22 protein-coding genes and 2 pseudogenes are annotated in these 26,858 nt (G+C 44.0%); 11 read left to right on the top strand and 13 right to left on the bottom strand.

Annotated elements, in window-relative coordinates; genetic code table 11:
- Positions 1 to 159: 159 nt before the first annotated feature.
- The 7 genes from F6K53_RS04255 to F6K53_RS04225 form a co-directional block, all read right to left on the bottom strand.
- Positions 160 to 1,689, bottom strand: a complete 1,530-nt coding sequence (locus tag F6K53_RS04255; protein WP_293067369.1) for a hypothetical protein — start codon at positions 1,687 to 1,689, stop codon at positions 160 to 162.
- Positions 1,690 to 1,764: 75 nt separating this feature from the next.
- Positions 1,765 to 3,030 (bottom strand): transposase, encoded by a 1,266-nt coding sequence (locus tag F6K53_RS04250; RefSeq protein ID WP_293067371.1) that lies wholly within the window; start codon positions 3,028 to 3,030, stop codon positions 1,765 to 1,767.
- A gap of 359 nt (positions 3,031 to 3,389) precedes the next feature.
- Positions 3,390 to 4,673, bottom strand: a complete 1,284-nt coding sequence (hisS, locus tag F6K53_RS04245; RefSeq protein ID WP_293079958.1) for a histidine--tRNA ligase — start codon at positions 4,671 to 4,673, stop codon at positions 3,390 to 3,392.
- A 27-nt stretch (positions 4,674 to 4,700) separates the two neighbouring features.
- The gene (locus F6K53_RS04240) at positions 4,701 to 4,988 is read right to left on the bottom strand and encodes a hypothetical protein (RefSeq protein ID WP_293018104.1); all 288 of its coding nucleotides are present in this window, start codon (positions 4,986 to 4,988) and stop codon (positions 4,701 to 4,703) included.
- Between the two features lie 299 nt (positions 4,989 to 5,287).
- The gene (locus F6K53_RS04235) at positions 5,288 to 6,244 is read right to left on the bottom strand and encodes a hypothetical protein (RefSeq protein ID WP_293018103.1); all 957 of its coding nucleotides are present in this window, start codon (positions 6,242 to 6,244) and stop codon (positions 5,288 to 5,290) included.
- 274 nt (positions 6,245 to 6,518) lie between these two features.
- A complete protein-coding gene (locus F6K53_RS04230) occupies positions 6,519 to 7,295 on the bottom strand; it encodes an RNA polymerase sigma factor SigF (RefSeq protein WP_293018102.1) in 777 nt (258 codons plus the stop codon).
- A gap of 536 nt (positions 7,296 to 7,831) precedes the next feature.
- Positions 7,832 to 8,662 carry a photosystem II manganese-stabilizing polypeptide gene (locus tag F6K53_RS04225; RefSeq protein ID WP_293018099.1) on the bottom strand — a complete coding sequence of 277 codons (831 nt, stop codon included), beginning with the start codon at positions 8,660 to 8,662 and terminating at the stop codon, positions 7,832 to 7,834.
- Between the two features lie 185 nt (positions 8,663 to 8,847).
- On the opposite strand from F6K53_RS04225, the gene F6K53_RS04220 reads away from it, so the two are divergent.
- From F6K53_RS04220 to rdgB, 3 genes are all read left to right on the top strand, one after another.
- The gene (locus F6K53_RS04220; protein ID WP_229415155.1) at positions 8,848 to 9,264 is read left to right on the top strand and encodes a hypothetical protein; all 417 of its coding nucleotides are present in this window, start codon (positions 8,848 to 8,850) and stop codon (positions 9,262 to 9,264) included.
- A gap of 395 nt (positions 9,265 to 9,659) precedes the next feature.
- Positions 9,660 to 11,102 carry a phosphoglucomutase/phosphomannomutase family protein gene (locus F6K53_RS04215; protein WP_293018098.1) on the top strand — a complete coding sequence of 481 codons (1,443 nt, stop codon included), beginning with the start codon at positions 9,660 to 9,662 and terminating at the stop codon, positions 11,100 to 11,102.
- A 620-nt stretch (positions 11,103 to 11,722) separates the two neighbouring features.
- Positions 11,723 to 12,337 carry an RdgB/HAM1 family non-canonical purine NTP pyrophosphatase gene (rdgB, locus tag F6K53_RS04210; RefSeq protein WP_293018097.1) on the top strand — a complete coding sequence of 205 codons (615 nt, stop codon included), beginning with the start codon at positions 11,723 to 11,725 and terminating at the stop codon, positions 12,335 to 12,337.
- A 102-nt stretch (positions 12,338 to 12,439) separates the two neighbouring features.
- On the opposite strand, the gene F6K53_RS04205 is transcribed toward rdgB, so the two are convergent.
- On the bottom strand, positions 12,440 to 12,778 hold the full coding sequence (locus F6K53_RS04205) for a P-II family nitrogen regulator (protein WP_293018096.1): 339 nt from the start codon (positions 12,776 to 12,778) through the stop codon (positions 12,440 to 12,442).
- Between the two features lie 322 nt (positions 12,779 to 13,100).
- Between F6K53_RS04205 and F6K53_RS04200 the strand changes: the two genes are divergently transcribed.
- Positions 13,101 to 16,433 (top strand): valine--tRNA ligase, encoded by a 3,333-nt coding sequence (locus tag F6K53_RS04200; RefSeq protein ID WP_293018094.1) that lies wholly within the window; start codon positions 13,101 to 13,103, stop codon positions 16,431 to 16,433.
- Positions 16,434 to 16,455: 22 nt separating this feature from the next.
- Positions 16,456 to 16,923: a hypothetical protein gene (locus F6K53_RS04195; protein WP_293018092.1), complete on the top strand. Its 468-nt coding sequence runs from the start codon at positions 16,456 to 16,458 to the stop codon at positions 16,921 to 16,923.
- Here F6K53_RS04195 and F6K53_RS04190 read toward each other — a convergent pair.
- The gene (locus F6K53_RS04190) at positions 16,896 to 17,087 is read right to left on the bottom strand and encodes a hypothetical protein (RefSeq protein ID WP_293018090.1); all 192 of its coding nucleotides are present in this window, start codon (positions 17,085 to 17,087) and stop codon (positions 16,896 to 16,898) included. The genes F6K53_RS04195 and F6K53_RS04190 overlap by 28 nt on opposite strands.
- A 367-nt stretch (positions 17,088 to 17,454) precedes the next feature.
- Here F6K53_RS04190 and F6K53_RS04185 point away from each other — a divergent pair.
- A pseudogene (locus F6K53_RS04185) lies at positions 17,455 to 18,835 on the top strand (transposase).
- A 40-nt stretch (positions 18,836 to 18,875) separates the two neighbouring features.
- Here the strand turns inward: F6K53_RS04185 and F6K53_RS04180 are convergent.
- The 4 genes from F6K53_RS04180 to F6K53_RS04165 all read right to left on the bottom strand — a co-directional run bounded on the left by F6K53_RS04180 (position 18,876) and on the right by F6K53_RS04165 (position 22,433).
- Positions 18,876 to 19,544 carry an HAS-barrel domain-containing protein gene (locus F6K53_RS04180; RefSeq protein WP_293018089.1) on the bottom strand — a complete coding sequence of 223 codons (669 nt, stop codon included), beginning with the start codon at positions 19,542 to 19,544 and terminating at the stop codon, positions 18,876 to 18,878.
- Between the two features lie 68 nt (positions 19,545 to 19,612).
- Entirely contained in the window at positions 19,613 to 19,804 is a 192-nt protein-coding gene (locus tag F6K53_RS04175; protein WP_044493740.1) for an NAD(P)H dehydrogenase subunit NdhS, read from the bottom strand.
- 82 nt (positions 19,805 to 19,886) lie between these two features.
- Positions 19,887 to 21,164: a rod shape-determining protein RodA gene (gene rodA, locus F6K53_RS04170; RefSeq protein ID WP_293079954.1), complete on the bottom strand. Its 1,278-nt coding sequence runs from the start codon at positions 21,162 to 21,164 to the stop codon at positions 19,887 to 19,889.
- Positions 21,165 to 21,368: 204 nt separating this feature from the next.
- Positions 21,369 to 22,433: an Mrp/NBP35 family ATP-binding protein gene (locus tag F6K53_RS04165; protein ID WP_075905658.1), complete on the bottom strand. Its 1,065-nt coding sequence runs from the start codon at positions 22,431 to 22,433 to the stop codon at positions 21,369 to 21,371.
- 921 nt (positions 22,434 to 23,354) lie between these two features.
- Here F6K53_RS04165 and F6K53_RS04160 point away from each other — a divergent pair.
- From F6K53_RS04160 to F6K53_RS04140, 5 genes and pseudogenes are all read left to right on the top strand, one after another.
- Positions 23,355 to 24,044: a class I SAM-dependent methyltransferase gene (locus F6K53_RS04160; protein ID WP_293067394.1), complete on the top strand. Its 690-nt coding sequence runs from the start codon at positions 23,355 to 23,357 to the stop codon at positions 24,042 to 24,044.
- A gap of 159 nt (positions 24,045 to 24,203) precedes the next feature.
- Positions 24,204 to 25,600: pseudogene (locus F6K53_RS04155) on the top strand (transposase).
- Between the two features lie 115 nt (positions 25,601 to 25,715).
- On the top strand, positions 25,716 to 26,000 hold the full coding sequence (locus F6K53_RS04150) for a hypothetical protein (protein WP_293018083.1): 285 nt from the start codon (positions 25,716 to 25,718) through the stop codon (positions 25,998 to 26,000).
- A complete protein-coding gene (locus F6K53_RS04145) occupies positions 25,994 to 26,125 on the top strand; it encodes a hypothetical protein (protein ID WP_293067397.1) in 132 nt (43 codons plus the stop codon). The genes F6K53_RS04150 and F6K53_RS04145 overlap by 7 nt, the downstream gene beginning before the upstream one ends.
- Positions 26,126 to 26,204: 79 nt before the next feature.
- Complete coding sequence (locus F6K53_RS04140) at positions 26,205 to 26,702, top strand: class I SAM-dependent methyltransferase (protein ID WP_293018081.1); 498 nt, start codon at positions 26,205 to 26,207, stop codon at positions 26,700 to 26,702.
- Positions 26,703 to 26,858: the final 156 nt, after the last annotated feature.

Here is a 26,858-nt window from a genome sequence, read left to right as displayed (position 1 = left end):
TGGGCAAATTCCCAGACTTTCAATTCTGATTATTCTCGAACTATTAAATTCTCCCTAAAGAGGTTTATTTTAAGCTGAACGCGCACGCGTGAGCTTTTAGCTGACGGCTGACAGCTGACGGCTGACAGCTGACGGCTGACAGCTAACGATTTGCCAGGTTTATCGTTCACTGCTCAAACGCCTGACTAGCTCTCCTACAGTCATATCTTGGGTTATGCGAGTTGAACCATCGATTTGATTGGACTCAGTCATTTTTGTGCTAATCTTAGCAATTTCCTGATTAGTGTTATTAAGATGATTGACAACTTTTTCAAGATTGTGTCGCATAATTTCATAATTATGCTGGTCAGTATTAGCTTGCTGAGTAAGACTTTGATCAAGGCGATCGCCTAAAGCCTGAATTCCCAGACTTACTCCTTCGGTATAGCTTTTAACATTTGACACTAACTTAGCCAATTCAGCCTGAACGTCACTCAAGCTATCAGTTCGAGAAACAATCCGTTGCTCTAATTGATCAAGCCGAGCGATCGCTGACTGAAATCCCTGTGCTCCTTGCTGAAGTTGGGGGATAATCTTCCCTAGGGCTTGTTGACTGTGATGATGCTGTTTTACTACATCTATAGAAGATTGTCTGAGGGCACTGATTTCTTCTGCCAATTTTACCAACTTAACCCCATGACGCTGAAGTTCAGCCATTGCTACTCCCATCCCTTGCACTGATTGCGATAACATACTGGCTGACTCAGAGAAACTGCTTTGGGTTCTCGTTAAATCTACTGTAGCCTTAGATAATTTTTGAGGAAACTGGCTATGCTCAAAGGTTTGAGCAACTTGGGTAAATTGAGCAGCAGCTAGCTGAAATTCTTCAGCACTTCTAGCGATAGTACTAGCAGCTTGGAAGAATCTATTGTAAGAATTTTCGGCTAGTTTAAGCACTTGAGTGTTAGCATCAGCAATTTCTTGCACTTTTTCTCGTAGTGATGATTCCACTGCTTCTCGAACAGTCTGACCAAATCTCGCCAAAAAGCTTTCAAAGATATTGGACATCCCCTGAACCAATACATCCAGGCGTGTTTGCCCTGCTAAACTCGGCTGATAAATATTATCCAAGTAATCTTCTAAGTAACTAATTAGATTGTTTTTCGCTAGCCCTGTATTGAAGGCGACGTTAACTACGGTTAAGACAGCACTAAAAAAGATAGCGGTTAAGCTAGTGGTAAAAGCAATCCCCATCCCTTCTAGGGGTTGCTGTAATTGGTTAACTAAAGTATTGATATCGGTAGCATCAGATTGACTGATTGTTTGACTCAGTGCTAACAAATTGATGGTGATGCCGATAAAGGTACCTAGTAAGCCAAAGGATAACAGTAAGCTAGGCATAATCCGACCAATGTAATCAATTTGGTCACAAGATATGCCAACAACTTTCTCGTGGCTGTAGGCTTGGTCAATTAATGCGCCTGTATTGACCTGCTCTAAATGTCGGCTAGCATCTGAGAACCGTCTTTCTAGCTCCTCTACAATTCTGGGTTTTTTCCCACGAGGCTGTCCATGGATTAGTCTTCTTACTCGCTTCCCTAGGGATAAAAGATGGGTATGGAGAGCAAAACGTAGTAAAATTACGAATACTGATGGGATTACCACCAGTACTACAGTCAGGGCAATTAAGTAATCCGGTATTGGTAGCATAGCAGCAGCTGGGGAACTCTACAGGTGAAATGGTAGCGCAGCATCCTCAGGATGGTGACATACTCCCACACTTCCCTATCGGGTAAGTGTGGGCTTCTCAGCGACTCCCGGTATCCCGTCGGACATTAACTGAGCTTTAAGAACGGGATGCCCCACCGCTCTATTTTTTATATTGTTCGCGTAGCGTCGGCTGAGGCCTTTGGCCACGCTTCGCGAACGCCGAATCGCTGCATTGTGGTCACGGTCAAGACTGCACCCACAATGAGGGCAGTCGTGCCAGCGAATATGCAGCTTTTTCGGTACTTTCTCTCCACAACTGGAGCAATTTTGTGAGGTGTTATGAGCACTTACTGGGACAACCAACAAACCAGCATTTAAGGCTTTGTTTGTCAGTATCGACAGAAAGCTTGACCACCCAGCATCCAACACAGATAAGGCCAATTTGGTACGAGCAAGACCTTTGACATTCAAAGTCTCATGAGCAATAACGTCATACTTTGACAGCAATTGATTAGCTGTTTTGAAGTGGAAGTCTTTACGCTTGTTAGCTACTTTTTGATGTTGTTTAGCTAACAACTTAATAGCCTTGAGTCTACGATTACCACCCTTCTCTCGACGTGATACTTTTTTCTGAATAAGCCGCAGTCTTTTTTGAGCTTTACGGTAGTGCTGAGGTATTGTAACTGTTTCACCACTCGAAGTAGTCAAAAAATCCTTTAGACCAACATCAATACCAATGATTAAGTGAGGATTGATATCTGTTTTAATTTCAGGAACGGTCTTATCCTCAAGAGAAAGTGTAACGTACAATCCGTCAGCTTTTTTACTGATAGAAACCGTCTTGATTTTGAACCCGTCAGGAATTTGACGATGCAAGACAACCTTAATCTTACCCAGTTTTGGTAAGTCAATGCGATTACCTTGCAAGCAGGATTGTTTGATTTGAGGGTAGGTGAAAGTTCTGTAACGACTGAGTGGCTTAAACCTGGGTTTGCCACTTCTTTTGCCGCTACTATCTCCGATCAAGAATCTGTCAAAGGTTAGCTTAACTCTCTTAACTACATCCTGTAAAACTTGAGAATGAATATCCTTATACCAAGGTCGTTCTTGCTTAAGTTGAGGCAGAGTCTTCTTTTGAGAGTAGTAATTAGGGTTGATTCTTAGTTGAGGCAAGTGACAAATCAGAGGACAGGCATTAACAGGTGAGCGATTTTGCTCATACCAGTTGAATCTATCAGCCAATAAGTAATTGTATTGAGCGCATAACATTGACAACCATCTGTCAATTAATGCTGCTTGTTGCTGAGTCGGGCGCAATCTGTACTGATAGGCTGTTCTCATGGCAAATCACCTCCCTTACCATTCTACTATTTCCGACAATTAATATTCAATATGAATCGAAAGTTGCTGTCCGCCATTCATCCCACGCTCACCCTACGGGTTGAGACGTGGGGCATAAGAGCGGTTTAGCTAACCCCTTTCTTTATAACCTAAGGATACCCATACTTATCTCAAAGCATTGATGTGTCACTACGAAATAATACGACGTTCTTGAGTGTTAACACTGAACACTCAAGGGTGCATCTCCTAACAGTTGTTTGAACCAGCAGTGGTGCGTTACGGGCAGCAACCTAACCAAGGGCTAGAGGCCAAATATCAAGGCTCCCCTAACACACCCTACGCAACTCAACACTCAAGACTCAACGCAAAGGTTCTATCTGCTCTTTTAACTGCTCAGTTTTATCCAATAAATCAGCTTGGGTCATAGTTTCTTGTTCCCCAGAGGCCAGCCATTTCAAATTCACGGTGTTGCTCTGAGCTTCAGCATCTCCGATCACTAAACAACCCACCGCACCACTGCGGTCAGCTCGCTTAAACTGTTTACCAAAAGCACTTCCACTCAAGTCCAGTTCTACAGCTAACCCAGCTTTGCGCAGTTGCTGAGCCAGTTTCAATCCTTGAGCTTGAGCTACTTCACCTCTGGATACTAGATAAAAATCTAGCGCTAGGGCTGGTGAAGCTTGCAGTTGTTGCAGCAAAATCACTAAACGCTCCAAACCAATCGCCCAACCAACGGCTGGAGTTTTATTTCCCCCCAATTCATCGACTAATCCGTCATAGCGACCACCACCACAAACCGTTGCTTGAGCGCCTAAGTCATCAGAGATAATTTCAAATGCAGTGTGGGTGTAGTAATCCAACCCCCGCACCAAGCGAGGATTAAGCTGGTAACTAATCCCATTATCCTTCAACAACTGCTTTACCTGATCAAAATGACTTTGGGACTCTGAACTTAGATAGTCTAATATACTCGGAGCATCCTGAGCAATCTCTTGAGTGCGTTTGTCTTTACTATCTAAAATCCTGAGGGGATTGCGAGTTAAACGGTCTTGAGAATCTTCGTCCAACTCATCTTTGTAAGGAGTAAGGTAATCTACCAGCGCCTGTCGGTACTTTTGACGGTCTTCGGTACTACCGACAGAATTAAGGTCAAGTTTCAGGTTAACTAGACCCAAGGTATTTAGGATATCTTTTGCGATCGCAATTACTTCTGCATCTGCCCTGGCATCACGAGAACCAATCACCTCTACCCCCAATTGATGAAACTGTCGCTGTCGTCCAGCTTGGGGATTTTCATAGCGAAACATCGGACCAGTATACCAGAGGCGTTGTACTCCACCAGCAGCATAGAGGCTATTTTGAATATAAGCTCGCACTATTCCCGCTGTCCCTTCTGGACGTAGTGTCACGGAACGAGGAGGGGTTGCCCGGTCGTTGAAGGTATACATTTCCTTCCCTACCACATCAGTAGCTTCCCCAATCCCCCGTTCAAACAGTTCAGTGCGCTCAAAAATGGGAGGACGAATTTCTCGATAAGCCGCTCTATTGAGAATCTGTTGTGCGATCGCTTCTACTTGCTGCCAATATCCAACTTCGTCTGGCAGGATATCCCGTGTTCCTCGTAAAGCCTGGATTAAACCCATTAACGTTTTGCTTCCCCATCATTTGAGCTAGTGTCCACCATCGGAAGTGTCTTCTTCCCAGGCACCATAGCGATTTTGATAATAGGACAAAATTTGCTTGACCCGTTCTCTTTCTACTTTATCAGCAGTCTCGCCATACTCAATCCACAATCCACCAACCTGACTCTGATTGTAATCAAACTGCTGGGATGTTTGGGGTAGTAAATCAGCGTCTACCCCTGTCACTTGCCGTAAATGGGCAGCTACCTCTCGATAAACTGCCAAGGGTAAACCAGCACAACTAATTTGATAACGCAATAGTTTACACTGCTCCATGATCCTAGGGTACCTTGTATTAGGGATTAAGTAGCAGAACCATTAACCCAATTCCTAACACCTTTAGCTATCAGCGTGTCGCGTATCAGCTATCAGCCAAAGGTCTGTGGCAACGCTACGGCAACAGTTTATGCCCATAGCGTACGCTACTAATACTTTTTCATAAAATCAGCACAATTAGTAGCGTCAGCCAAGGCCAAAGGCTTTTGGGCCACGGTACGGGAATGGCTGATGGCTGACGGCTGATAGCTGAATGCTTACCTAACACCTAACAGTTAACACTGTACCCTGAGGTTACCTCAAGAAGCTGATCCTGAGTTTTCGCCAACTCGTCTAGACACTTCAACACCATTTTCTTCCAGAATCACCACTGGATCTAAGCCTCTATACATTTCAATTCGCTTTACTAGCACTTGTCCGCCTAATATAAACTGTCCAACTTGAACGCTACGACTAGGCTCATTAGGGACATCTAGGATAGCGTAATAGACACCCCTACCATTATCAACTACCCCTGTGACACTAACATTATTGGCCAGTTCTGGTTCTGGTAGGATTGGCAGTTGCAGATCAAATTCAGGAGGGATAGGGGGGATACCATCCTCGGCAACAGAGCTATTGTCTGGTTTTGAAGCAGGTTTAGCAATGCTAGTCTCTGTAGGCCGAGTGTTCTGGGGCCTTGGCAAAACATTTCCTCTTGATGAGCCAGGAGACTTTCTAGGGATTGATGAGCTTGGAGGCTTACGGTCGGGCCTGGTAGCTCTTGAGGGGCTGGGACGGCTAGCTCTTGAGGGGCTGGGACGGCTAGCTCTTGAGGGGCTGGGGGGTACCGCTACACTACCTCCGGTTCCAGGACGCGATCGCAAAGCCGGTCTTCCTGGTGGAGGAGTCAGAGGTTGTACCCTCGTAGGGGAGCTACTTGGTCTGCCAGGATTCGGCACAATCTCCACCTCTGGTTGCACTGAAATTGCCGCAAACGGGTCAAGACGTCCCTTATCAATCCGATTTCTTACTTCATTGCTTGGCAAGGTGGTGATCAATGGTGGTATTGGTATTACCTTTTCCTGCTCCGGTGTTTCCGGAGATTTAGGAGCAAATTCAGCTACAGGAGGAGAAGGTTTGGTGCTATCCGGGGAAGCCACCGGCGTCGGTTTAGGGGTAGTCGGCTCCCCCTGTTCAGTGTTTCTACCCGGTTGACAGCCTCCTATCAGCAGAGCCAGCACACTCACCCATACGATGCATGATACTTTACCCATGACCACCTAAAAATAACGCTTTATCCGAGCATACCCTTGAAGTTATCGATCTGTGGCACCAACTTCTTTAAAGATCGGATTTTTTTGGCAAACTTCCAAAACTGGAGACTCTAAGCAAAAGGCTTTGGGCATGCTATGGGCAATAACACCCAATCCAAGAAGCCCAAAGCGCGTTTCAGCGATGACTTAGCTATCAAGTCCAGTTACTTTGCCAGCTGTATATAATTGTCTATAATTTTAGATTATTATGCTTCACCAAATAATAGTGTTAAAATTAATCTTGTGTCGGTTTCATTAACTTTTGCAACGCTTCCAAGCCTTTTTTAACGCGGCGGGATACCGTTACTACACTGATGTCTAAGCGTTGTGCTACCTCTTTTTGGGTCAAGTCATGTAAAAAAACAAATTCCAGCACTTCACGAGTGCGCTTTTCCAAATGAGCTAGGGCTTGTTGAATGCGGATTTGGTCTTCCTGTGCCAGCTGAAAACTGCGATAGCGAGGATCTGGCACTAACTCACCCAAGCTGGTGTTTCTGTCCTCTGAATCTCCCACTGGTGTATCTAAGCTCAGAGGTTCCCGATTTTGATGAGCTAGGGTAATTTCTTGCCATTCTTCTAGGGAGATGTTTAATGCTGCTGCTATTTCTTCTTCTGTCGGTTGCCGATTTAACCTTGCTCGTAAATTTCGAGTAATTTCCACAGACTTTTGCCGTAGTGCTAGCCAGCGTCGAGGAATGCGAATTGAATAACCCCGATCTCGTAAATAGTGCTGAATTTCACCACGAATGTAGGGGATAGCGAAGGAACTAAATGCTATTCCCTTGGTGGAATCAAATCGTTCTATGGCACCAATTAAGCCAATACAGCCAACCTGAAGTAAGTCTTCGTAGCTTTCATGACACTGATTGACCCAATGATGAGCTTCTCTCCTCACTAGTCCTAAATTGAGAGCAACTAGCTGATTGCGAAGTTCAGAGGTCTTAGATTGCTGGTACTTTTGTAATAATGTTAAGCTTTGATACTTAATATTATGATTAAGGTTAGTCGCCATAACAAAGTTTAATGTGGTAGATTACAAGTAGATCACAAGTAGATCACAATCGGCTATCAGACCCCTAACTCATCCCAATTCTCCTGGATGGAACAAATTTTTTATCCTGGTAATGGTTCAGGTCGAATTGGTAATGGTTGTGGGATTACCGGTTGAAAATTTCCCGGATCCAATCCCCGGAATATCTTATCTTGCATCCCTTTTAGAGAAAGGGGCTCAGTTTTATTGGCGTGAGTTTATGCTGCAGTTTGGTTTGATAACATAGGTAATTTAGTTAATCTAGTTTATTAATATCCAACCACTGGCCTGATCATAATGTTATTGCTTTAATTGTAGATTTCCCATTAAGTTTGTTAAAATAGTAATTTACCCATAATCCCGAATTACAAAGGATGAAAGTTTATTAATAATACATACAGGATATCGAAAACGCCACATTTCGATCAAAAAAGGGGCATACGCCCCTTAGCAATTAACGTTTTTGCCAATTTCCCATTCTGGGAGTCAGTGGCTTCCAAGACTCAAACCAACGTCAGCTATGCTTGTTTTGGTTGAATGCGAGCGTAAAATATCCCCTGAACTTTCACTTCTTCTGGCTCATCAGCACCTAAGTCAGTATCTGAGGGTTGTTCACTTATGAATGTACCAGCAATTTCCCCACTCTCCCTATCTACTTGAGCTATGCGCAGCTCAATGGTGCCTTCGCCCACATCTGCGCTCTTAACATTGGCAAACTCTTGGCTATCCGCTTGAGATGGCAAAGCAACCGAATTATCATAACCACTAGCCAGACCTCGACCTTTGGGATCTAGGAAAACAGCACCCCGATAAGAGGGGACGTAGAAATCGCCAACAAAGTCGGTGGAAGCATTGATACTCTCCAAACCAGGCTCAGTTGTGGCAACCAATTTTTTAATGGTGAACAGGAATGGGACTTGCTCACCTCCAGGCAACTGAATAGTGATGGGTTGGAAATCTATACCATCCTTTTCCAAAAACTTCAGACTACCATCTTTTTGAAAAACTAAGTCTCCTCGCACTTGAACCAAGCTAGAGGTATAACGGGTCAATAATTTGCCGGGAAGATATTCTGCCTCTTTGCGCTTAGTTCCTTCTTCCTTGACAAAGAAGGTGGTTGGCTGTACGCACATATCGACAATCTCATAGGACTGGTCGGGGTCTACAGGAATAGCACCCCGAGTCATTTCTGACAGCTGTGGACAGTTATTCGCTAAACCAGTATTTTTAATCTGGTCATAGGTCAGTCCTTCGATACTTTCCAAGCTTGCTATATCTGGAGAACAGGAAGCTGTAAAGACCCCCAGACATAACGCCAGGAAGGCACAAATCAAAGCACGATACTTCATAGTCAATCTCAATCGTCAATAATCAGATCTAAAAATGTATGTTAGGTTGGTTCTGGAATTGGGTTGCTGGTGCAATAGGAGTTAAACAGCTGCTGCCCTCTAGGCATTGACCAGTATTATCCACAATTCACACCACACCCATGTTATAAGTCGGGCTACACACAAACTATCGGGAAGCTTGTTATTTGGTTGAACTACTGCCATTGGGGCATAGGGCATGCAAAAATGGCACCGATTCCGTGAGCCTCAGCTGTTCTTTAGAGCATTGTACACGGGAAGAGCCGCCTTTACTGCGACAGTTATTTGATGGAATGGATCGGGATAAAGATTTGGATTCAGAGCAATTACAGGCTAAATTACTAGAGATTACCGCTGATATTCGTTCTTTGGCAAAGAATTACCAAGGTGATAACTTAGCGCTGTTGGCTATACTCAGGGGTTTAGAGGAAGTCCATGGCGAGATTCGAGACGGGTTCTTTCAAGCCTCATTGCCCGATACTCGCCAGAAACTATATGATTTGCTAAAGGATATTGAAGAAAAGGGTGGTTGGCCCTACATTGAACGCATGAATCTAATCTCTGTACTTAAGAAGCTGCCTTAGTCAGCCCGACCTAAGCAGGATATCAGCAACGACCACTAGGAAACTGTTGCCCTTGTCGGGGGATGATTGATCGAGATTTAGAACAGAGGGAAGAGTCCGCAAGAGGGGTAAAACCTGACTATATCCCGCTTACATTTAGGAAAAACTTTGGTTGCTGAGCAACTCATCAGTGCTAGCCAATGGTCCAACGTCAATGGTGGTAGCCAATACACCCACTGGACAAAATCCCGAAAGAGTGACTTAAGTTAAGTAATTACTATCAGTACTACTAGATGACGACAAAATGGCGACACAAGCCAGCTCAGGCTTTGGCGGGTCACCAAGACACTAACTCTTTCCAATGCTAGGATTTTGCCGTCAGAGTATTAAAATTTAAGTAACTATATACTACTATTATGGCGATTGCCGGAGATTCAATTAAATTTGGGACAGACGGCTGGCGAGGTATCATTGCCGCCGATTTTACCTTCGAGCGCTTGGCAATAGTTGCCCCTGTTGCTGCTCAAGTTCTGGCAGATGCTTATGGGGAAACCACGGGTAGCCAAACGATTATAGTGGGTCATGACCGACGCTTCATGGCAGAAGACTTTGCCAAAAAAACCGCAGAGGTGGTTCAAGCTGCTGGTTTTGATGTCTTACTATCTAACAGTTATGCTCCTACACCAGCATTCAGTTGGGCAGCCAAGTCCCAAAATGCTTTGGGAGCTTTGGTAATTACTGCTAGTCATAATCCTGGCAATTACCTAGGCTTAAAAGTGAAAGGAGCGTTTGGTGGATCAGTTCCTCTAGAAATAACTAAACAGATTGAAGCCAAACTTTCTCAAGCACCAGCTACACCTAAGAAAGAGGGGAGTATAAAGACCTTTGACCCATGGTCAAGTTACTGTGATGCTTTAAGACAAAAGGTTGATATTGCCCTGATTCAACAGCTGATTAGTCAGCAGAAACTGACTGTATTTGCCCATGTCATGAATGGTGCAGCAGCAGGAGGCTTGAACAAGATTCTTGGGGTACCCATTATCGAAATTAAGGCCGAACGGGATCCCTTATTTGGTGGCAAATCCCCAGAACCTTTACCCGGTTATCTGTCTGAGCTATTTGAAGCGCTCCAGAATCACCAGCGTCAACCGGGTGTTGAATTAGCGGTTGGGTTGGCATTTGATGGGGATAGCGATCGCATTGCAGCCGCTGATGGTGAGGGCAATTTCCTTAGCCCCCAAATCCTGATTCCTATCCTGATTGAACATCTAGCATCACGACGTAACTTTAGTGGTGAAGTGGTCAAAACTCTTAGTGGTTCTGACCTAATTCCTAGAGTGGCAGCACTGTATAATTTGCCAGTTTATGAGACTGCTATCGGTTATAAGTATATTGCTGACCGGATGTTATCCACTCCTGCTTTGCTAGGGGGTGAGGAATCCGGAGGCATTGGCTATGGCAACCATATTCCTGAGCGAGATGCTCTATTATCAGCACTGTATATATTAGAAGCGATCGCTAAATCTGGAAAAGACTTAAGTGAACTCTACAAGAGTCTGCAAGAGCAAACTGGCTATGCTTCTGCCTATGACCGGATCGATTTACATCTATCGGGGATGGAAGTGCGATCGCGTATACAAGAACAATTACAAACCGAGCCTCTCCAAGAAATTAATGGTCAGGCAGTGGTGGATTGCCAAACCACAGATGGGTACAAATTCCGTTTAGCTAACGACAGCTGGTTGCTGATTCGCTTTAGTGGCACTGAACCCTTATTGCGACTCTACTGTGAAGCCGCTACCCTTGAACAGGTAACTCAAACCTTAAACTGGGCTAAAGATTGGGCCAGTAAGTTTTAGAGTTAAATTTGGGATTAATGTTGGATTTTGGATTGGCTAGTTTTGGTTGGGTTATTGAAAATCTGGGCTTTGGTGAGTAAGATCGCAATCGGGCATTAAACGCTGCTTGAGCTGTATCGAACTGACTCTGATTGCTAGTTAACCTTTCATCAAACAGAAAAACAACAAACTAGGGTTAGCCACTTAATTTATTGAGTGGACAGCGAGTGCGCCGGGATAAATCCAGGCAATTGTGTTAGAATAGAATGGTAAGTAGGGACAAGGTTGGTCACGTTTATATTTTGCTAGTACGGTGAAATTCCGGCCAGGAAGAGACGGGGTATATCCTACGACTATGGTACAGGCAAGTAACGCAGCAAAAAGTAGTGATTTATTGCCCTAATTTGTTGGTACAACCACTCCGAAAGCTAGTTAAATTGAAAGTAAATCCACAGGTTAACTGTTTGAGTTAATCCGAGGGAGGTAGGGCAGTGTTGAGTCTGCCAAACTATATAGACTAGGTTACTCTAGGCTTTAGTATAGTAAGCGTCGTGGAGCGCGGTTTCAACCCGCGTAACGACATCAGCTTAGAATCCCTGTGTTTTCAAACCAGGGAGAACTCAAAATCTGACCTTGTTGCTTTGAGTAATCCAAAATCCCAACATCAAACCCCAAATTTGCTGCCAAAATTGCTGGTTGTAGCTACAGGCAATCCTGGTAAGCTGCAGGAGATGCAGACATACCTAGATTCTTTGGACTGGGAATTGCAGTTAAAGCCACCAGAGCTAGAGATTGAAGAAACTGGAGATACATTTACTGCCAATGCTTGTCTGAAGGCATCAGTAGTAGCCCAGGCAACTGGGCAATGGGCAATTGCTGATGATTCCGGTTTGCAAGTCGATGCCCTAGATGGTGCTCCAGGGATTTATTCTGCACGCTATGGCAAAACCGACCAAGAGCGAATTGAGCGGCTACTGGGGGAGCTAGGTTTGGAAGTGAATCGGCAAGCCCAGTTTGTTTGTGTAGTGGCGATTGCTCGTCCAGATGGTGCGATCGCTCTCCAAGCGGAAGGGATTTGTCGGGGGGAAATTTTGCCAGCTCCTCGGGGAACTGGTGGCTTTGGCTACGACCCAATTTTTTTGGTTCCAGAGCAGGGGTTAACCTTTGCTGAGATGGAGCCTCAGATGAAGCGATCTTGCTCTCATCGTGGCAAGGCTTTTGAATTACTACTACCTCAGTTGAAACAGCTATCTTAACTAGCGTGGCTAAAACCGTCAACTCCCTATAAAAATCGACTGAGGCACGCTAACTCGGTAAACCGTGCCTCAGCTCCCTTGGTATATTGGTATATAGGGTATTTAGACCGCTTCTAGATTTTTTTCCCCAGTACGAATTCTGACCACCTGATCGACGGGGCTAATGAAAATTTTACCGTCGCCAATTTCACCGGTGCGAGCTGCAGCGATCACTTTGTCTACGACCATATCGACTTGATCGTCTTCTACAACAATTTCCACTTTGAGTTTTTGTAGGAATTCAACCGTGTACTCTGAACCGCGATAACGTTCAGTCTGACCTTTCTGGCGTCCAAAGCCTCGAACCTCAGACACTGTCATTCCGACAATGCCAGCGTTGACTAGGGCAATTTTGACTTCGTCCAGCTTAAATGGCCGGATGATGGCTTCTACTTTTTTCAAGTTCCTAACTCCTCAGTTGTTCTGCTATTCATTTGTTATATGAATAGCATGACACTTTATCTGACTGTGGATGTGGAAATTTTTCTAAATGCTGATAGGGTGACTCTGAGGTGTTGATATCGATTCATCAACCGCGAAGACGACTGGGTTTTCTGTATTTATCTATTTATTAGCTGCACAGGTAATTGGTGACTGCCCACCGACTCATGCTCCCCTGCTTTTCTGCCGCACGCATCCTTCCCGTCTTTGCCGTTTATTTACTTAACTATACCTTGAGCCTGTGGCAAAATTGAGGTAGGCCCATCTATTCACCATTCCCAGCATGACCGCAAGCACACCCACCCTGGCAACCAAATACGAACCCAAAACCACCGAAGCCAAGTGGCAAAAATACTGGGAAGAAAACCAAGTTTTCAAAGCTGACCCCAATCACCAGGGTGAACCCTATTGCGTTGTTATCCCCCCACCTAACGTTACTGGGAAGTTGCACATGGGTCACGCCTTCGAGAGTGCTCTGATTGATACCCTCGTCCGTTACCACCGGATGACAGGACGCAATACCCTGTGGCTACCGGGAACTGACCACGCTAGTATTGCTGTACAAACCATTCTCGATAGACAGCTAGAAGCTGAAGGCAAAACCCGCTATGACTTGGGACGGGAAAAGTTTCTTGAACTGGCTTGGGAGTGGAAGGAAGAATCAGGTGGCACCATCGTTAACCAGCTGAGGCGTTTGGGGGTTTCGGTGGATTGGTCCCGGGAACGGTTCACTATGGATGAAGGCTTATCGAAAGCGGTAATTGAAGCCTTTGTCCAACTTTATGATCAGGGACTGATTTACCGGGGCGAATATATGGTCAACTGGTGTCCAGCTTCCCAATCCGCTGTCTCAGATTTGGAAGTGGAAAATAAGGAAGTAGATGGGCATTTGTGGCATTTTCGATATCCCCTTACTGATAGCAATGGTTTTGTGGAAGTAGCTACGACTAGACCAGAAACTATGTTGGGAGATACGGCGGTTGCAGTTAATCCTAATGATGAACGCTACCAGGATTTAATTGGTAAAACTCTAACCTTGCCAATTATGGGACGAGAAATTCCGATTATTGCTGATGAGTTGGTTGATCCAGGGTTTGGCACCGGTTGTGTCAAGGTAACTCCTGCCCATGACCCTAATGACTTTCAAATGGGTCAGCGTCATAATCTGCCATTCATTAACATCATGAATAAGAATGGCACGTTAAATGAAAAGGCTGGCCCTTTCCAAGGACAAGACCGGTTTGAAGCCCGGAAAAATGTGGTGAAGCAGCTGGAAGCAGAAGAGCTGTTGGTTAAGGTAGAGGACTACAAACATACGGTACCCTATAGCGATCGCGGAAAGGTTCCTGTTGAACCCCTAATCTCAACGCAATGGTTTGTCAAAATTCGCCCCCTAGCTGACCGAGCCCTAGAGTCTCTTGACCAGCACCATTCACCAGTATTTATCCCGGAACGTTGGACTAAGGTTTACCGAGATTGGCTGGTGAAATTAAAAGACTGGTGCATCTCCCGCCAACTCTGGTGGGGACACCAAATCCCGGCTTGGTATGTGGTAAGTGAAACCAATGGCACAATCACTAGCGAGACTCCGTTTATTGTGGCTCACCATGAAGCAGAGGCTAAGAAGAAAGCAATAGCAAAATTTGGAGAAAATGTCAAGCTAGAGCAAGACTCAGATGTGCTGGATACCTGGTTTTCTTCAGGATTGTGGCCATTCTCGACTATGGGGTGGCCTGAGGAGACCAAGGATTTGAAGACTTACTATCCCACTACCACCCTGGTAACAGGTTTTGACATCATTTTCTTCTGGGTTGCCCGCATGACCATGATGGCAGGACATTTTACGGGTCAAATGCCGTTTAAGAGTGTTTACATCCACGGGCTAGTGCGGGATGAGAACAATAAGAAAATGTCTAAGTCGGCTAATAATGGTATTGACCCCTTAATCCTGATTGACAAGTATGGTACGGATGCCGTGCGCTATACTTTGGTTCGGGAAGTGGCAGGTGCAGGTCAAGATATCCGATTAGAGTATGACCGCAAGACGGATGAGTCAGCTTCTGTAGAAGCATCCCGCAATTTTGCCAATAAACTGTGGAATGCAGCCCGGTTTGTAATGCTAAACCTTGATGGTAAGACTCCCGAAGAGTTGGGTCAACCAACAGTAGAGGCATTGGAATTATGCGATCGCTGGATTCTTTCCCGTTTTCATCAAGTGGTGCGTCAAACTAGGGATTATCTAGATGGTTATGGCTTGGGAGAAGCGGCTAAGGGACTTTATGAGTTCATCTGGGGTGATTTTTGTGATTGGTACATTGAACTGGTTAAATCTAGGCTGCGTCAGGATGCCAATTCTGCGTCGCGGGTTGTGGCACAGCAAACTCTAGCTTGCGTTTTAGAGGGTATCCTAAAGCTACTCCATCCATTCATGCCCCATATCACTGAAGAAATCTGGCACACCTTGACCCAGAAATCTGGGGAGGTGTTGGCGCTACAACCTTATCCTATAGAGTACCTAGATGGTCAAACTGGGGAAGAGGAACTACAGACAACGGACAGCGAACTGCTAACCGATAATACATCCGATTATCCTGATGCCCAATCACCGAGGTCAGGAACATCTTTGTCTAAGGAAAAGGAAATCTCTAAGCAAAGTGTAGCTGTATTGTTTAAAGTGCGAGAAATTTCTAGGAAGTTGTTCGAGGACTACAAAGAACCGATAATCGCAGCAGGGTTGGTTGTCGGAGGAATTATTGCCCTGAATATCCTCACAGCCTTCGTGGGTGCGCTCAATCGCATTTCCTTAGTCTCAACTAGTTTAGAACTGATTGGTCTAGGATATGCCATTTGGTTTGTTTCCCGTTATGTGCTCAAGGCTGAAAATCGTCAAGAGTTATCTCAAAAAATTCAATCCATCAAAGCAGAAATTGTTGGCCAGGAAGACACTCAGCAATCTTCGGAATTGAAGGAAATCGAGTCCAAAATGGGGATTATTGATGGAAATATCAAACAGGGAAAAGATATTAAAGATATAGAAGATATCAAAGATATAGAAGAGGGAGACGTTAAAATAGACCATGACCTTTCGTCAATAGGCAATACCCACTCTTCAATATCCCCAAGTTCTCTAATTGACTCAGAACTAGAGCAAAGGTTTGAGCTGCTGATTGGTACAATCCGTACTATCCGCAACCTCCGGGCTGAGGCAGAGATTAAACCAGGGGTGACCGCACCTGTTATTCTGCAAAGCAGCAACAGTGACGAACGTCAAATTTTGGAGGCGGGTCTTGCCTATATCAAAGACTTAGGTAAGGTCAATCAATTAACCATCACTCCAGCCTTGGACAAAGAGGTTAAAAATACCATGGCGGGTGTAGTCGGTACTGTCCAGGTGCTAATTCCCCTAACTGGTGTGGTGGATGTGGATGCTCTACGGGCTAAGTTAGAAAAGAAGTTACGTAAAGTAGAGGCGGAAGTCAAATCCTTGTCTGGGCGTCTGGGTAATAAGAACTTTGTGAGTAAAGCTCCAGAAGCTGTGGTTAAGGGTGCTCAAGAGGCTTTAGCTGAGGCTAAAAAGCAAGAGTCTATTTTACGCGATCGCTTAAATAGACTTTAAACAAATTTCAATCAAACCGATAATGCTACACCTAGCTCAAGTTCAAGACAATGATGATTTTGGCGGGCTCCAATTGCAACTACTTGCCCGCCAAAACTCTGATCAATTCTGGGAAGTCATTGAGCCAAGACCTGTGGCGTTTAGTAATTCCCAAGCTTTTAAAGAAGGTTGCTTAGTCTTAATCGATCTGGCTGAAACTCAAGAGGTGATCACTATTCAATCTGCCACCGATTGGGTGTTAGATTTAGTCAAGAAGTATTTAACAGCTGAGGTTAAGTCTACCTTTTTAGAGGAAGAAATGAAACGGGCTGAACAATGGCGGCAAGAGCTAACCTTGAAAAGCCAAGGGTTAGATATCCGCGATTTAGAAGTAGAAGCACGTCGCGAAAAAATTGAAGCCTTAGCAGAAAACTTGAAATTGGAAAAGCAACAGCTGGAGCAAAAGGTAGCCCAATTGGAGGCTCAAATTGATGAAGCTGGTAATGAGTAAAGGGAATAGGGAATAGGGAGTAGGGAATAGGGAATAGGGAATAGGGAATAGGGAATAGGGAATAGGGAGTAGGGAATAGGGAAACAGAAATATGTATTAACCGTTACTTCGACTTTTATAACCAGGAAACTAAAAAAGTAATTTGTCAAGTAATTCGTAGTCATCCCCCATTATACCCGTGAGGGTTAACGGGGGATGACGATACTACCAAAACATCCTGAAATGTTAGAGCCTCCCTTTTCTTGCATAGAGGGTGAAACTCAGAGACTGGATTTATCCAGTCGTGTCCATCTCTTTTCTTATCCAATTTTCCAGAAATTCCCCAACACTAGTATTTGACTCTTTAGCTGACAATTGAAGCCACTTCCACGCAGCCCCGGTAAGCCAAACTGTATGGGGCTTTTTTAGTTCATCATGATGTACGGGTATCCCCCTCATCCTTTTTTTTGTTTTCCGCTCATTTGTTGTTGACATGTTTAGAACCAACGTCTATACTGAAGGTATTCTAACAAACCAAGGAGGTGATGACAAATGTATAGGACGGTTTCAGTAAGAGCTGACTTCTCAGACGAGGATAAAGCTTTCTGGGTGTTCCAATGTGAAAATGCTAACAACTTATGGAATTGTGCGACTTATTATTCTAAACAAAAGCATTACAAATGGTTAGAACAGCAACCAGAAGCTTATACAACTTATTGGAAAGATGAAATTCTGCGTTATGGCTGGAAAACTTACAAGTGCAGCACCAAATACGCAGAACTTTGTAGAGAACTGAAAGATAACCCACATTACAAGGCCATGGCCGCTCAGTCGGCACAACAAACCCTTAAATCTGTAGCCGAGTCAATCACAAGTTATAACCAACTTGTCGGTCTATACTACAAAGGCCAAGTAGATAGACCAAAACTTCTTAGGTACCGAAAGAAAGGGGGATTGGCTGCTGTTACTTTTCCTAGACAGGCTCTCACTTACAAAGAAGGTCTGTTTTGTCCGTCAATAAGTAAAGAAAGCAAACCAGATCTGCTTACTAAAATTACTTTGCAAGCTCCAGATTTCATTGATCCAGATTGGGTCAATGAAGTAACTGTTCGCCCATATCTGGGGCAGCTGTGGATCGATTGGGTAATTGATGACGGAAAGAAACCGGTAGAGAGTAACCCAAATCTTGATTACTCACAGGCATGGAGTTTTGATCACGGTGGCGATAATTGGCTGACCGGAGTTTCGACCCACGGAAAAAGCCTAATCATTGATGGTCGTAAGCTTAAATCAATGAACCAAGGGTATGCTCGTTTGGTTGCAAAGTATAAAACTGGTAAGCCCGAGTTTTATTGGGATTCCAATCTCGATCGTGTCCAACGGAAACGAAACAACCAGATGCGAGATGCAATTAATAAAGCCGCCAGGTTTATTATTAACCGTTGTCTTAGTGATCGCGTAGGAAACTTGATAATTGGCTGGAACGAACGCCAAAAAGATTCAATCAATATAGGAAAGCGGGGCAATCAGAACTTTGTAGTTATCCCAACAAAAAGATTAATCAATAGACTTGAACAACTTTGCCCTGAATATGGGATTAAGCTGACAATTACCGAAGAAGCGTACACCAGTAAAGCGTCTTGCCTAGACAAAGACAGCCTTCCAAATTATGGTGAAAAACCCAAGAACTGGAAACCGTCAGGGAAAAGAGTGAAGCGTGGATTGTACAAAACTTCTTCTGGGTGCCTGATTAACGCTGATTGTAATGGAGCGACTAACATCGCTAGAAAAGTAGCCACACAGCTAGGTATTGATCTAGCCAAGGTGAGTAGGGAATTTTTGACAGTTCCACATCGATATGACATTTTCAAATCCCTGAAAAAATCATATCGAACGAGGTTGTTACGTAGCACGGTTTCAACCTGCCACGTAACAACCTCGTAGAATCCCCCGTGTTTCAACCGGGGGAGATGTCAACAATGAATTTGACTCAAAATATACCGCAAGCGGTCATAATCATCCTTAAGTAAGACACTCAAGGTTCGTCCGGCCTTGACTAACCAGTCGCGGTCAGTCTGACGAAGACGATAAACTTCCCTAATCACAGCTGCTGTCAGTGGGTCTACTGGGGCACCATTGACTTCCAAAAGTGTTCGCAAAAAATCCAACTGTTCACTAAAGTGAATAACCTCTGATGGTTCACACTGGTAGACAGGTTGATGAATTTGCGGTGGACGGGGTGGAAGATACTGATAGACTCGACCGTGATGGTTGCTAAAACCATTAACACCCTCTTCGGAAGACATAAACCCAACGATGGCAGCACGAAACTCAGTTTTGAGCATGGCAAAAATCTGAGGCTGCTGCTCACGTAATTCTGCCAGTGACAATCCTAAAGCTGTTGCTCGATGAACCGAGTCAATCGGGCTAGTCGTAGCATAATAAACTACAGCAAAAATTTGATTACCTGACTCATCATCTACAGATTTTACCCAGCTGCCAAAGGGAGGCATGACCGGAAAGCTTAGATCTTCTGGCTCTAAACATTGAGCTAGAAATTCTGTAGTTGCTGTTTCAATCACCTCAGCAAGGTGATGTTCTGAGCGATTGCTGGGAGTAAACTGGGGTAAGGGAAGGCGCATGGTTTAGGGATTAGTCATGATTAGTGATTAGTCATTAGTTATTGATCTCTTTGATCTATGCCTGTCCACTAACCCTTTTTACCAATTTTTGGTTTCACCTCTTCGATTTCCGACAGCTGAAACGTCACTAGTTTATCCCAGTTACCTCCTTCAAACAGCACAGCTGCTTTACCATCACTAACCCGCTGTACTAGCCCCTCAAAGCGATAATAGGTATCGTCTACATTAATTACGCGAACTATAGAACCTGGAAAAATCATGAGTGCCTAAAAACTTAGATTTCCTTTACTAGGATAGGAGCTATTGGACTTATTAGTCATCCAGTATCTTATAACCCATAACTCATTGAAACTTCAATCGCTGTCGATAATTGGCCACTGCTTGGGCTAACCCTAGGCCAAGAAAGTTGGTTAGTAGGGCTGAACGACCGTAACTGAGTAAAGGTAGAGGAATTCCTGTGATGGGAGCTAAGCCAATAGTCATCCCAATGTTGATCACGGTTTGAAACACAATCATTGAGAGCACGCCAATTGTTACCAGAGAGCCAAAGTTGTCTTTAGCATTCTGAGCAATCAGCACCAAGCGTAGGCACAACCACCACAACGCTAATAAAATACACAAGCAACCTACAAAGCCTAGTTCTTCACCAATGGCTGAGAAAATGAAGTCAGTATGCTGTTCCGGGATAAAGTGGAGTTGAGTTTGAGTTCCCTGGTTGAGTCCCCTTCCCCAAAGTTGACCAGCACCGATACCAATCCGAGACTGAATTAGGTGATATCCTCCGCCGAGGGGGTCTAGATCGGGGTTTAAAAAGAGCGTTAATCGGTCTTTTTGATAGTCCTTCAACAGATTCCAGAAGACTTTTCCTAACGGTCCGACAACTAGGTTAACAACCAGGGTACCCAAGGCTCCCAACCAGCGCCAAGGGAGACTGAGGAAGGCAATCAGTGTGATTACAGCAGCCCAGGTATACCATGCAGGTGAAGATATACTGAAGACAATGGCTGACACCAGAGGGGAAATCAACACGACCAACCAGGCGGGATTGGCATTTGCCCAGTAAAGCATACTCAAGGTAATTGCCCCAAACACCAAGGATGTTCCGAGATCAGGCTGCCCAAACACTAATGCCCAAGGTAATATAGTGACTGCTAAAGCTGCTATTACTGCTGGAATGGTAGTAGCTGGTCGTTTGTGCAAGATGGCAGCTAGAGTAATAATCAACCCGATCTTGGCAAATTCTGAGGGTTGAACATTAAACCCTCCAATGGTAACCCAACGCTGAGCACCTTTAGCACTAGCACCGATAATCATTACAGCAATTAAGGACAGATTAGTGATCCCGTAAATTAACCAATGCCATTGGATCAGGGATTGATAGCGCGATCGGGAAATGAATAGAGCGATGAACAATCCAATACTACCAATGAGCAAGTGGGAGAGCCAGTAGTTTTCAGGATTGTCGATGGCTGCAGAGCGAATCATCACTGCCCCAAAGAGGGTCAGCCCCACAGTCAGGAATAACAGTTGCCAGTCTAATTCCTGCCAGGGGGCCCAAAACAGCCGCCAACGAATACTATTTCTAATTCTAAATTTATTAAATTTATTAATTTGTACCATCAGTTATGAGGTATGAGCTATAGCAAAGGGAACAGGGAATAGGGAATAGGGAATAGGGAACAGGGAGCAGGGAGCAGGGAGTAGAGAATAAAAATTCTCACAATTTATTTAGGGTTCCTATATTAGCTATGAGCTATTAGGTATTAACCCTGAGAAAATTGTTAATGGTGATTTTCCATTTTCTATTTTTGAGTTATGCCTTTGTTAATTAGAAAGGGCAGCAATGGAAACTTTGGCAGCAATCTGAGATGCGATCGCTACCAGTGCTTTAGCGGAGGCTGACTCTGGATTCCCCACAGCGATGGGCAATCCTTGATCTCCTCCCTGCCGTAGGGAAATTTCTAGGGGAATACAACCGAGCAAGGGAATACCTAGTTCTTTTGATGTTTTTTCACCTCCTCCAGAGCCAAACAGGTCATACTGACGATCGGGCAAGTCTGGTGGGATAAAGTAACTCATATTTTCTATGATTCCCAACACGGGGACTCCCATTTGCTCGAACATTTTCAACCCTCGGCGGGAGTCTAACAGAGCCACATTTTGGGGTGTTGTTACAATTACGGCTCCTGCCATCGGTACTGCTTGGGCTAAGGTTAGCTGAGCATCCCCAGTTCCTGGTGGCATATCCACAATCAGATAGTCCAATTCACCCCACTCTACCTGATAGAGGAACTGGCGAATAATCCCATTTAACATTGGTCCGCGCCAAATAACTGGCTGGTCTGGATCAATTAGAAATCCCATGGACACTAGCTTGACACCGTGGTTGAAGGCTGGCTCGATCACATCCCCCTGTTTTCCTTTCTGAACCATCACTTTGGCATCAGCTAATCCCAGCATAGCTGGAGCATTGGGACCATAGATATCAGCGTCTAGGAGACCGACTTTAGCCCCCAACTGAGCCAAAGCAACTGCCACATTTACCGCAACAGTACTCTTACCAACGCCTCCCTTACCACTGGAAATGGCTAAAATATTTTTTACGCCCTCAATACCAGTGCGGTCAGGCAGGGATTTTTGCTGAGGTGTTTCAGCGGTAACATTGACTACTACCTCTTCTACTCCCGATAGCTGTTTTACTGCCTTCTGGCAATCTTCTACAATAAATTCCCGCAAGGGACAGGCTGGGGTGGTCAACACTAAGGTAAAACTGACTGTACCGTTGTCAACCTTGACATTGCGGATCATATTTAATTCCACCAAACTCTTCTGGAGTTCGGGGTCTTGTACTGGTCGTAATACGTCTAAAACTGAATTTGTATCAAGCATGACAGATAGGCGGGCATAGCGTGTGTGAGCTAAGGCCACGAGTTAGGGGCTACGGTTAGATTGTAGAGCTTTTATGAGGCGCAGTGATTCCCAATCAGACTAAGAAAATAGACCATTGAGGCGATCGTTACCAACTGTCTCGAAATGCATCTGATTATTTTTGTATTTGACTTACAGCCTAACCCTTAAGGGGGGTTAGGGGTAATTCCTACTCCCTGAAAACTGAAAACTATGTACTTAATAAAATCGTAAACCCCGATAAAATCTCATGTCAATCAATACTATAGCGTTAATTATACTTATTAAGTACATTCAAGTTTATTATCCCTGTCTTGATGCAGTCGGTGATGGGTGAAACTCCTTCATGTCATAGAACCTGTCACTACTCCCTACTCCCTAAAACCCACCGGCTTAAGTACCTCATGGTATTGATAAATACTATAGGTGTTGCGCCCCAGTTGATAGTGAAGATCAACTATCTCCGAGGCCGACTTAAAATTTTGTAAAACTACAACTCTCCCTTGTGATAGCTAGATTACAGCCCGATCGAAATCGCAAAAGTGCTCAAAAATTTTGTCGCTTGCACAAACTATGTTATTCTACAAGAGGTCTAAATGCTAGGGATAAATATGGACTTAACGAGAGACCTCTTAAAGGAAGTTGTCTGGTGGAGCTGTGCTCCCAGTCCGGTCTCTGATCACGATGATTCCGATTATCCTGATCAACCATCCCTAGCCAAAATAAAGGAGTTCGACTTTGGAAAACAATGTTGTCATGGGGTTTATCACCCGATGATGACTAAAATTTTTCCAACTCTTCCGCACTAGAGGTTTCTCTTGATAGGAGTTGGGCTGATAACTACTTTCTAGCCCTCTAGACATCAGAGATGTCAAAAGTTGTCAACAACAAGAGGTATTTATTTTGAAGACAACCATTGCTGAACCCAAAAGTGCCAAGGCAGTTAATAGTTTTGATGCGATCAAGGAAGCCCACAAGCTTTCTGGAAAGGCTGAAGATATCAAGCAATACTACGATCAATGGTCAAGGGCCTATGACCAAGATGTTGAGAATGAAGACTATTGTGGTCCGGATTACATTGCTGCCTATTTGGATTTGTTACCCAAGCAGGATGGCAAGTTTTTGAATTTACGGAATCCGGAAATCGAAATTTTAGATGCAGGCTGTGGGACAGGCCTTGTCGGTATGGCGTTACGTCGCAAAGGCTATCAAAATGTTGATGGGTTTGATTTGTCCCATGGCATGGTTGAAGAAGCTGAAAAAACCCAGGCTTATCGCAATTTAACCGGGGGATGCGATATGACTAAACCCATCAAAGCCTACCCGAATAATCGCTATGATGCTGCTATTAGTTGTGGCGTTTTCACTCTCGGTCATGTGCCTCCCACAGCCCTCGAAGAAATGATTCGCTTTACTAAGCCGGGGGGATTAGTGGTTGTGAGTACTCGTAAAAGTTATTACGACAGCACAGATTTTCAAGAGGTTTGCGATCAACTCCAAGCTGAAAACAAGGCCAAGCTTGTCAGCTCCATTATTGACGGCCCTTACATTGCTGAAGAAGGTGCTCACTACTGGGCTTTTAGGGTTTGCTAAAGCCTTAATGGTAAGCGCAGCAGCATAGGTGGCGAAGCCGGTAGGTTGGGTTGAACAATGAAACCCAACATGATCGCCTTAGTGGGACTTAAACGATAAAAAGACAAAAATTAGGGTATAATGTATGATAGAAGAACGTTTCACGTCGAAATTGCCCCCATGAGAGAAACTAGCCCCTCTGCGATGCCCCCGAGCTAAAGAAAAATGGTGCAAGCGTTTCGATGATTGCTTCAAAACGAAGGCTCAAAAAACCGGGTTTAGACACGCTCATTGGGGGATTATTAGGGGAAAGTGAGAGGAAAAACCTGACACAGATGGCTGATAACGCGATTGGAGTAGTTTATAACCGATTACACCATTTCTTAACCGATGCCCCTTGGTCAGGGAGTCAAATCAATGAACGCCGTTTAGAGTTGATGAACAAATGTTCTCTTTCCTCGGATCAGTCGGGGATTTGCATTGATTTTGGACGACTCAGGACTCGCGAAAAAGTGGTAACTTGACGCTTCGGAGTGGGAAGGCAATATATCGGAGAAATCGGAAAGACAGACAATGGAATAGTCTTAGTAACAACCCATCTTTACGATGGCAAAAAAAGCTTACCATTAGACCATTAGTTGTATCAACACGCGACTTCCTTACCCAATGGAAATAAAGATGAAGAATTTAAGAAGAAGCCCGATTTAGGGATAGAGTTAATTGACCGGAGTTTAGCCCGAGGATATCGTCCGGGAATCGTCCTAATTGATGCGGGGTATGGCAATAACACAACCTTGTCTTGATGCAGTCGCTCATGGGGGAAACCCCCAAGACCGCGCTGCATCGCTTCTGAAGAAACTGGAAGAAAGGAATCTAAAGTATTTAGGAGGAGTGGCAAAAAATGCGCCAAAGGCGCACGCTACGCGAACGGAAATTAATTATAAAAAATGAGTTAAATATTGAGATAGAAATACGTATAGACGAATTAGCAAAAAGCCTATCCAAAGAGGAGTTTGAGGAAGTTGAACTCAACGAACGATAAATCGAAAACCGTTTGGGTGGCAACAGTGAAGGCTCAGATATCTGGTCTAGAAGGAGAAAGGACAATGGCTATCGTAATGAATGCTAGTTCTTGGGAAGAAGCAACAGACATTGATTATTTGAGCACCAATGTTGATTCAGATAAAGTAACAAAACAGTGGGGAGTAATGACCTACTCTCAAAGAAATTGGGTGGAAGTATTTTATCGGGAAGCAAAGGGTTGGCTAGGGTTGAAAGAATACCAAGTCAGGGATAAAATAAGTCTAGTTCGCCATTTGATACTAGTATTTTGTGCCTACACTTTTATTCTTTGGCATAAGTTAACTGGGGGATTACGAAGGCGATGGGCGTTCCAAACCTTGGCCAAAGGCCACGCTACGCGAATGAATACTTTTACAGAAGCCTTGGAGGCTTTTCGTACAGCTATGTCTTTTCGTTTCTTTGTTCGCGTAGCGTGTGCAAAGCACATATGGGTGACTCACAATCGGCAGGTGTTTGCTGCTTATAAAGCCAGTTTAGGCTTCATTTGGGGTTGATTTTTGTTTAAGTCCCACTAGAGGTTTCTCTTGATAGGAGTTGGGCTGATAACTACTTTCTAGCCCTCTAGACATCAGAGATGTCAAAAGTTGTCAACAACAAGAGGTATTTATTTTGAAGACAACCATTACTGAACCCAAAAGTGCCAAGACAGTTAATAGTTTTGATGCGACTAAGGAAGTCCACAAGCTCTCTGGAAAGGCTGACCATCTTAAGCAATACTACGATCAATGGTCAAGGGCTTATGACCAAGATGTGGAGAATGAAGACTATTGTGGCCCGGATTACATTGCTGCCTATTTGGATTTGTTACCCAAGCACGATGGTAAGTTTTTGAATTTCCCCAATCTGGAAATCGAATGTTTTTGCGAGCGACTTGATTATACCATGATATGTTAACTGTTGACACAGCTACAAGTGGTGCCCGCAGTCAAGGGGGTAAAACCTATGGAAAAGAAGCTCTGAAATTGGGTGTAGAGCAGATACTTGATGTTTTGGGTGAAGCAATCGCGGTGTATGAATAGTCATCCCCAAAGTTGACAAATTGTTAATATACCCGAATGTAAATTGCTGATTAGTGAAACTGAAAAACTAAGGAAAAAAATGTTGAAAGAACAAGTCAATCAATATACTGGCATTAGCGAATATTACGATCTTTTGATGACAGCAGGTTATTATGATTACGAAGCTCAAACCGATTCTATAGCTCACATATTAAAATCATGTAATTCTGTTCTGGAATTAGGCGTCGGAACCGGATTAGTCGCTGAAAAATTAATTGAAAAATTGCCTGAAATTGATTTTGTGGGAATTGATTTCACTGAAAGTATGTTAATCCAAGCACAAAAACGCCTGCCAAAAAACATTGATTTACGCCATGAAAATGTATTAACCATGGATTTGTGCAAAAAGTTTGATGCAGCTTTTTCCAATGGAGGAATTTGGTATTTTATTGACAACCATGAAAAAGACTATATTTTTTGTAGCCATTTACCAAAAATACAAAATATTATCAATAGTTTCCATAATGTAGCAAATCACTTGAACAATCAAGGAAGCTTAATTTTTAGTGTTCAAGGTGTTCATCAGGATTATGAATAAAGTTTACCCGATGAAATAACTTATAGTCAAAAAATATTCCCACTTCCTTATGATAAGTTTGATAAACACTATAGTTTTCATCGAAATAAAATGCTCTTGGCAAAGCAAACTTGTAAATATCAGCTCTTGCCAGAATCAATGGCTCAAATATTATTG

This window comes from Moorena sp. SIO4A1 (assembly GCF_010672065.1).
In the GTDB taxonomy this organism is placed as follows: domain Bacteria; phylum Cyanobacteriota; class Cyanobacteriia; order Cyanobacteriales; family Coleofasciculaceae; genus Moorena.
The sequence above is the reverse complement of the archived record's forward strand: the minus strand, read 5'-3'. Positions and strand labels throughout refer to the sequence as shown.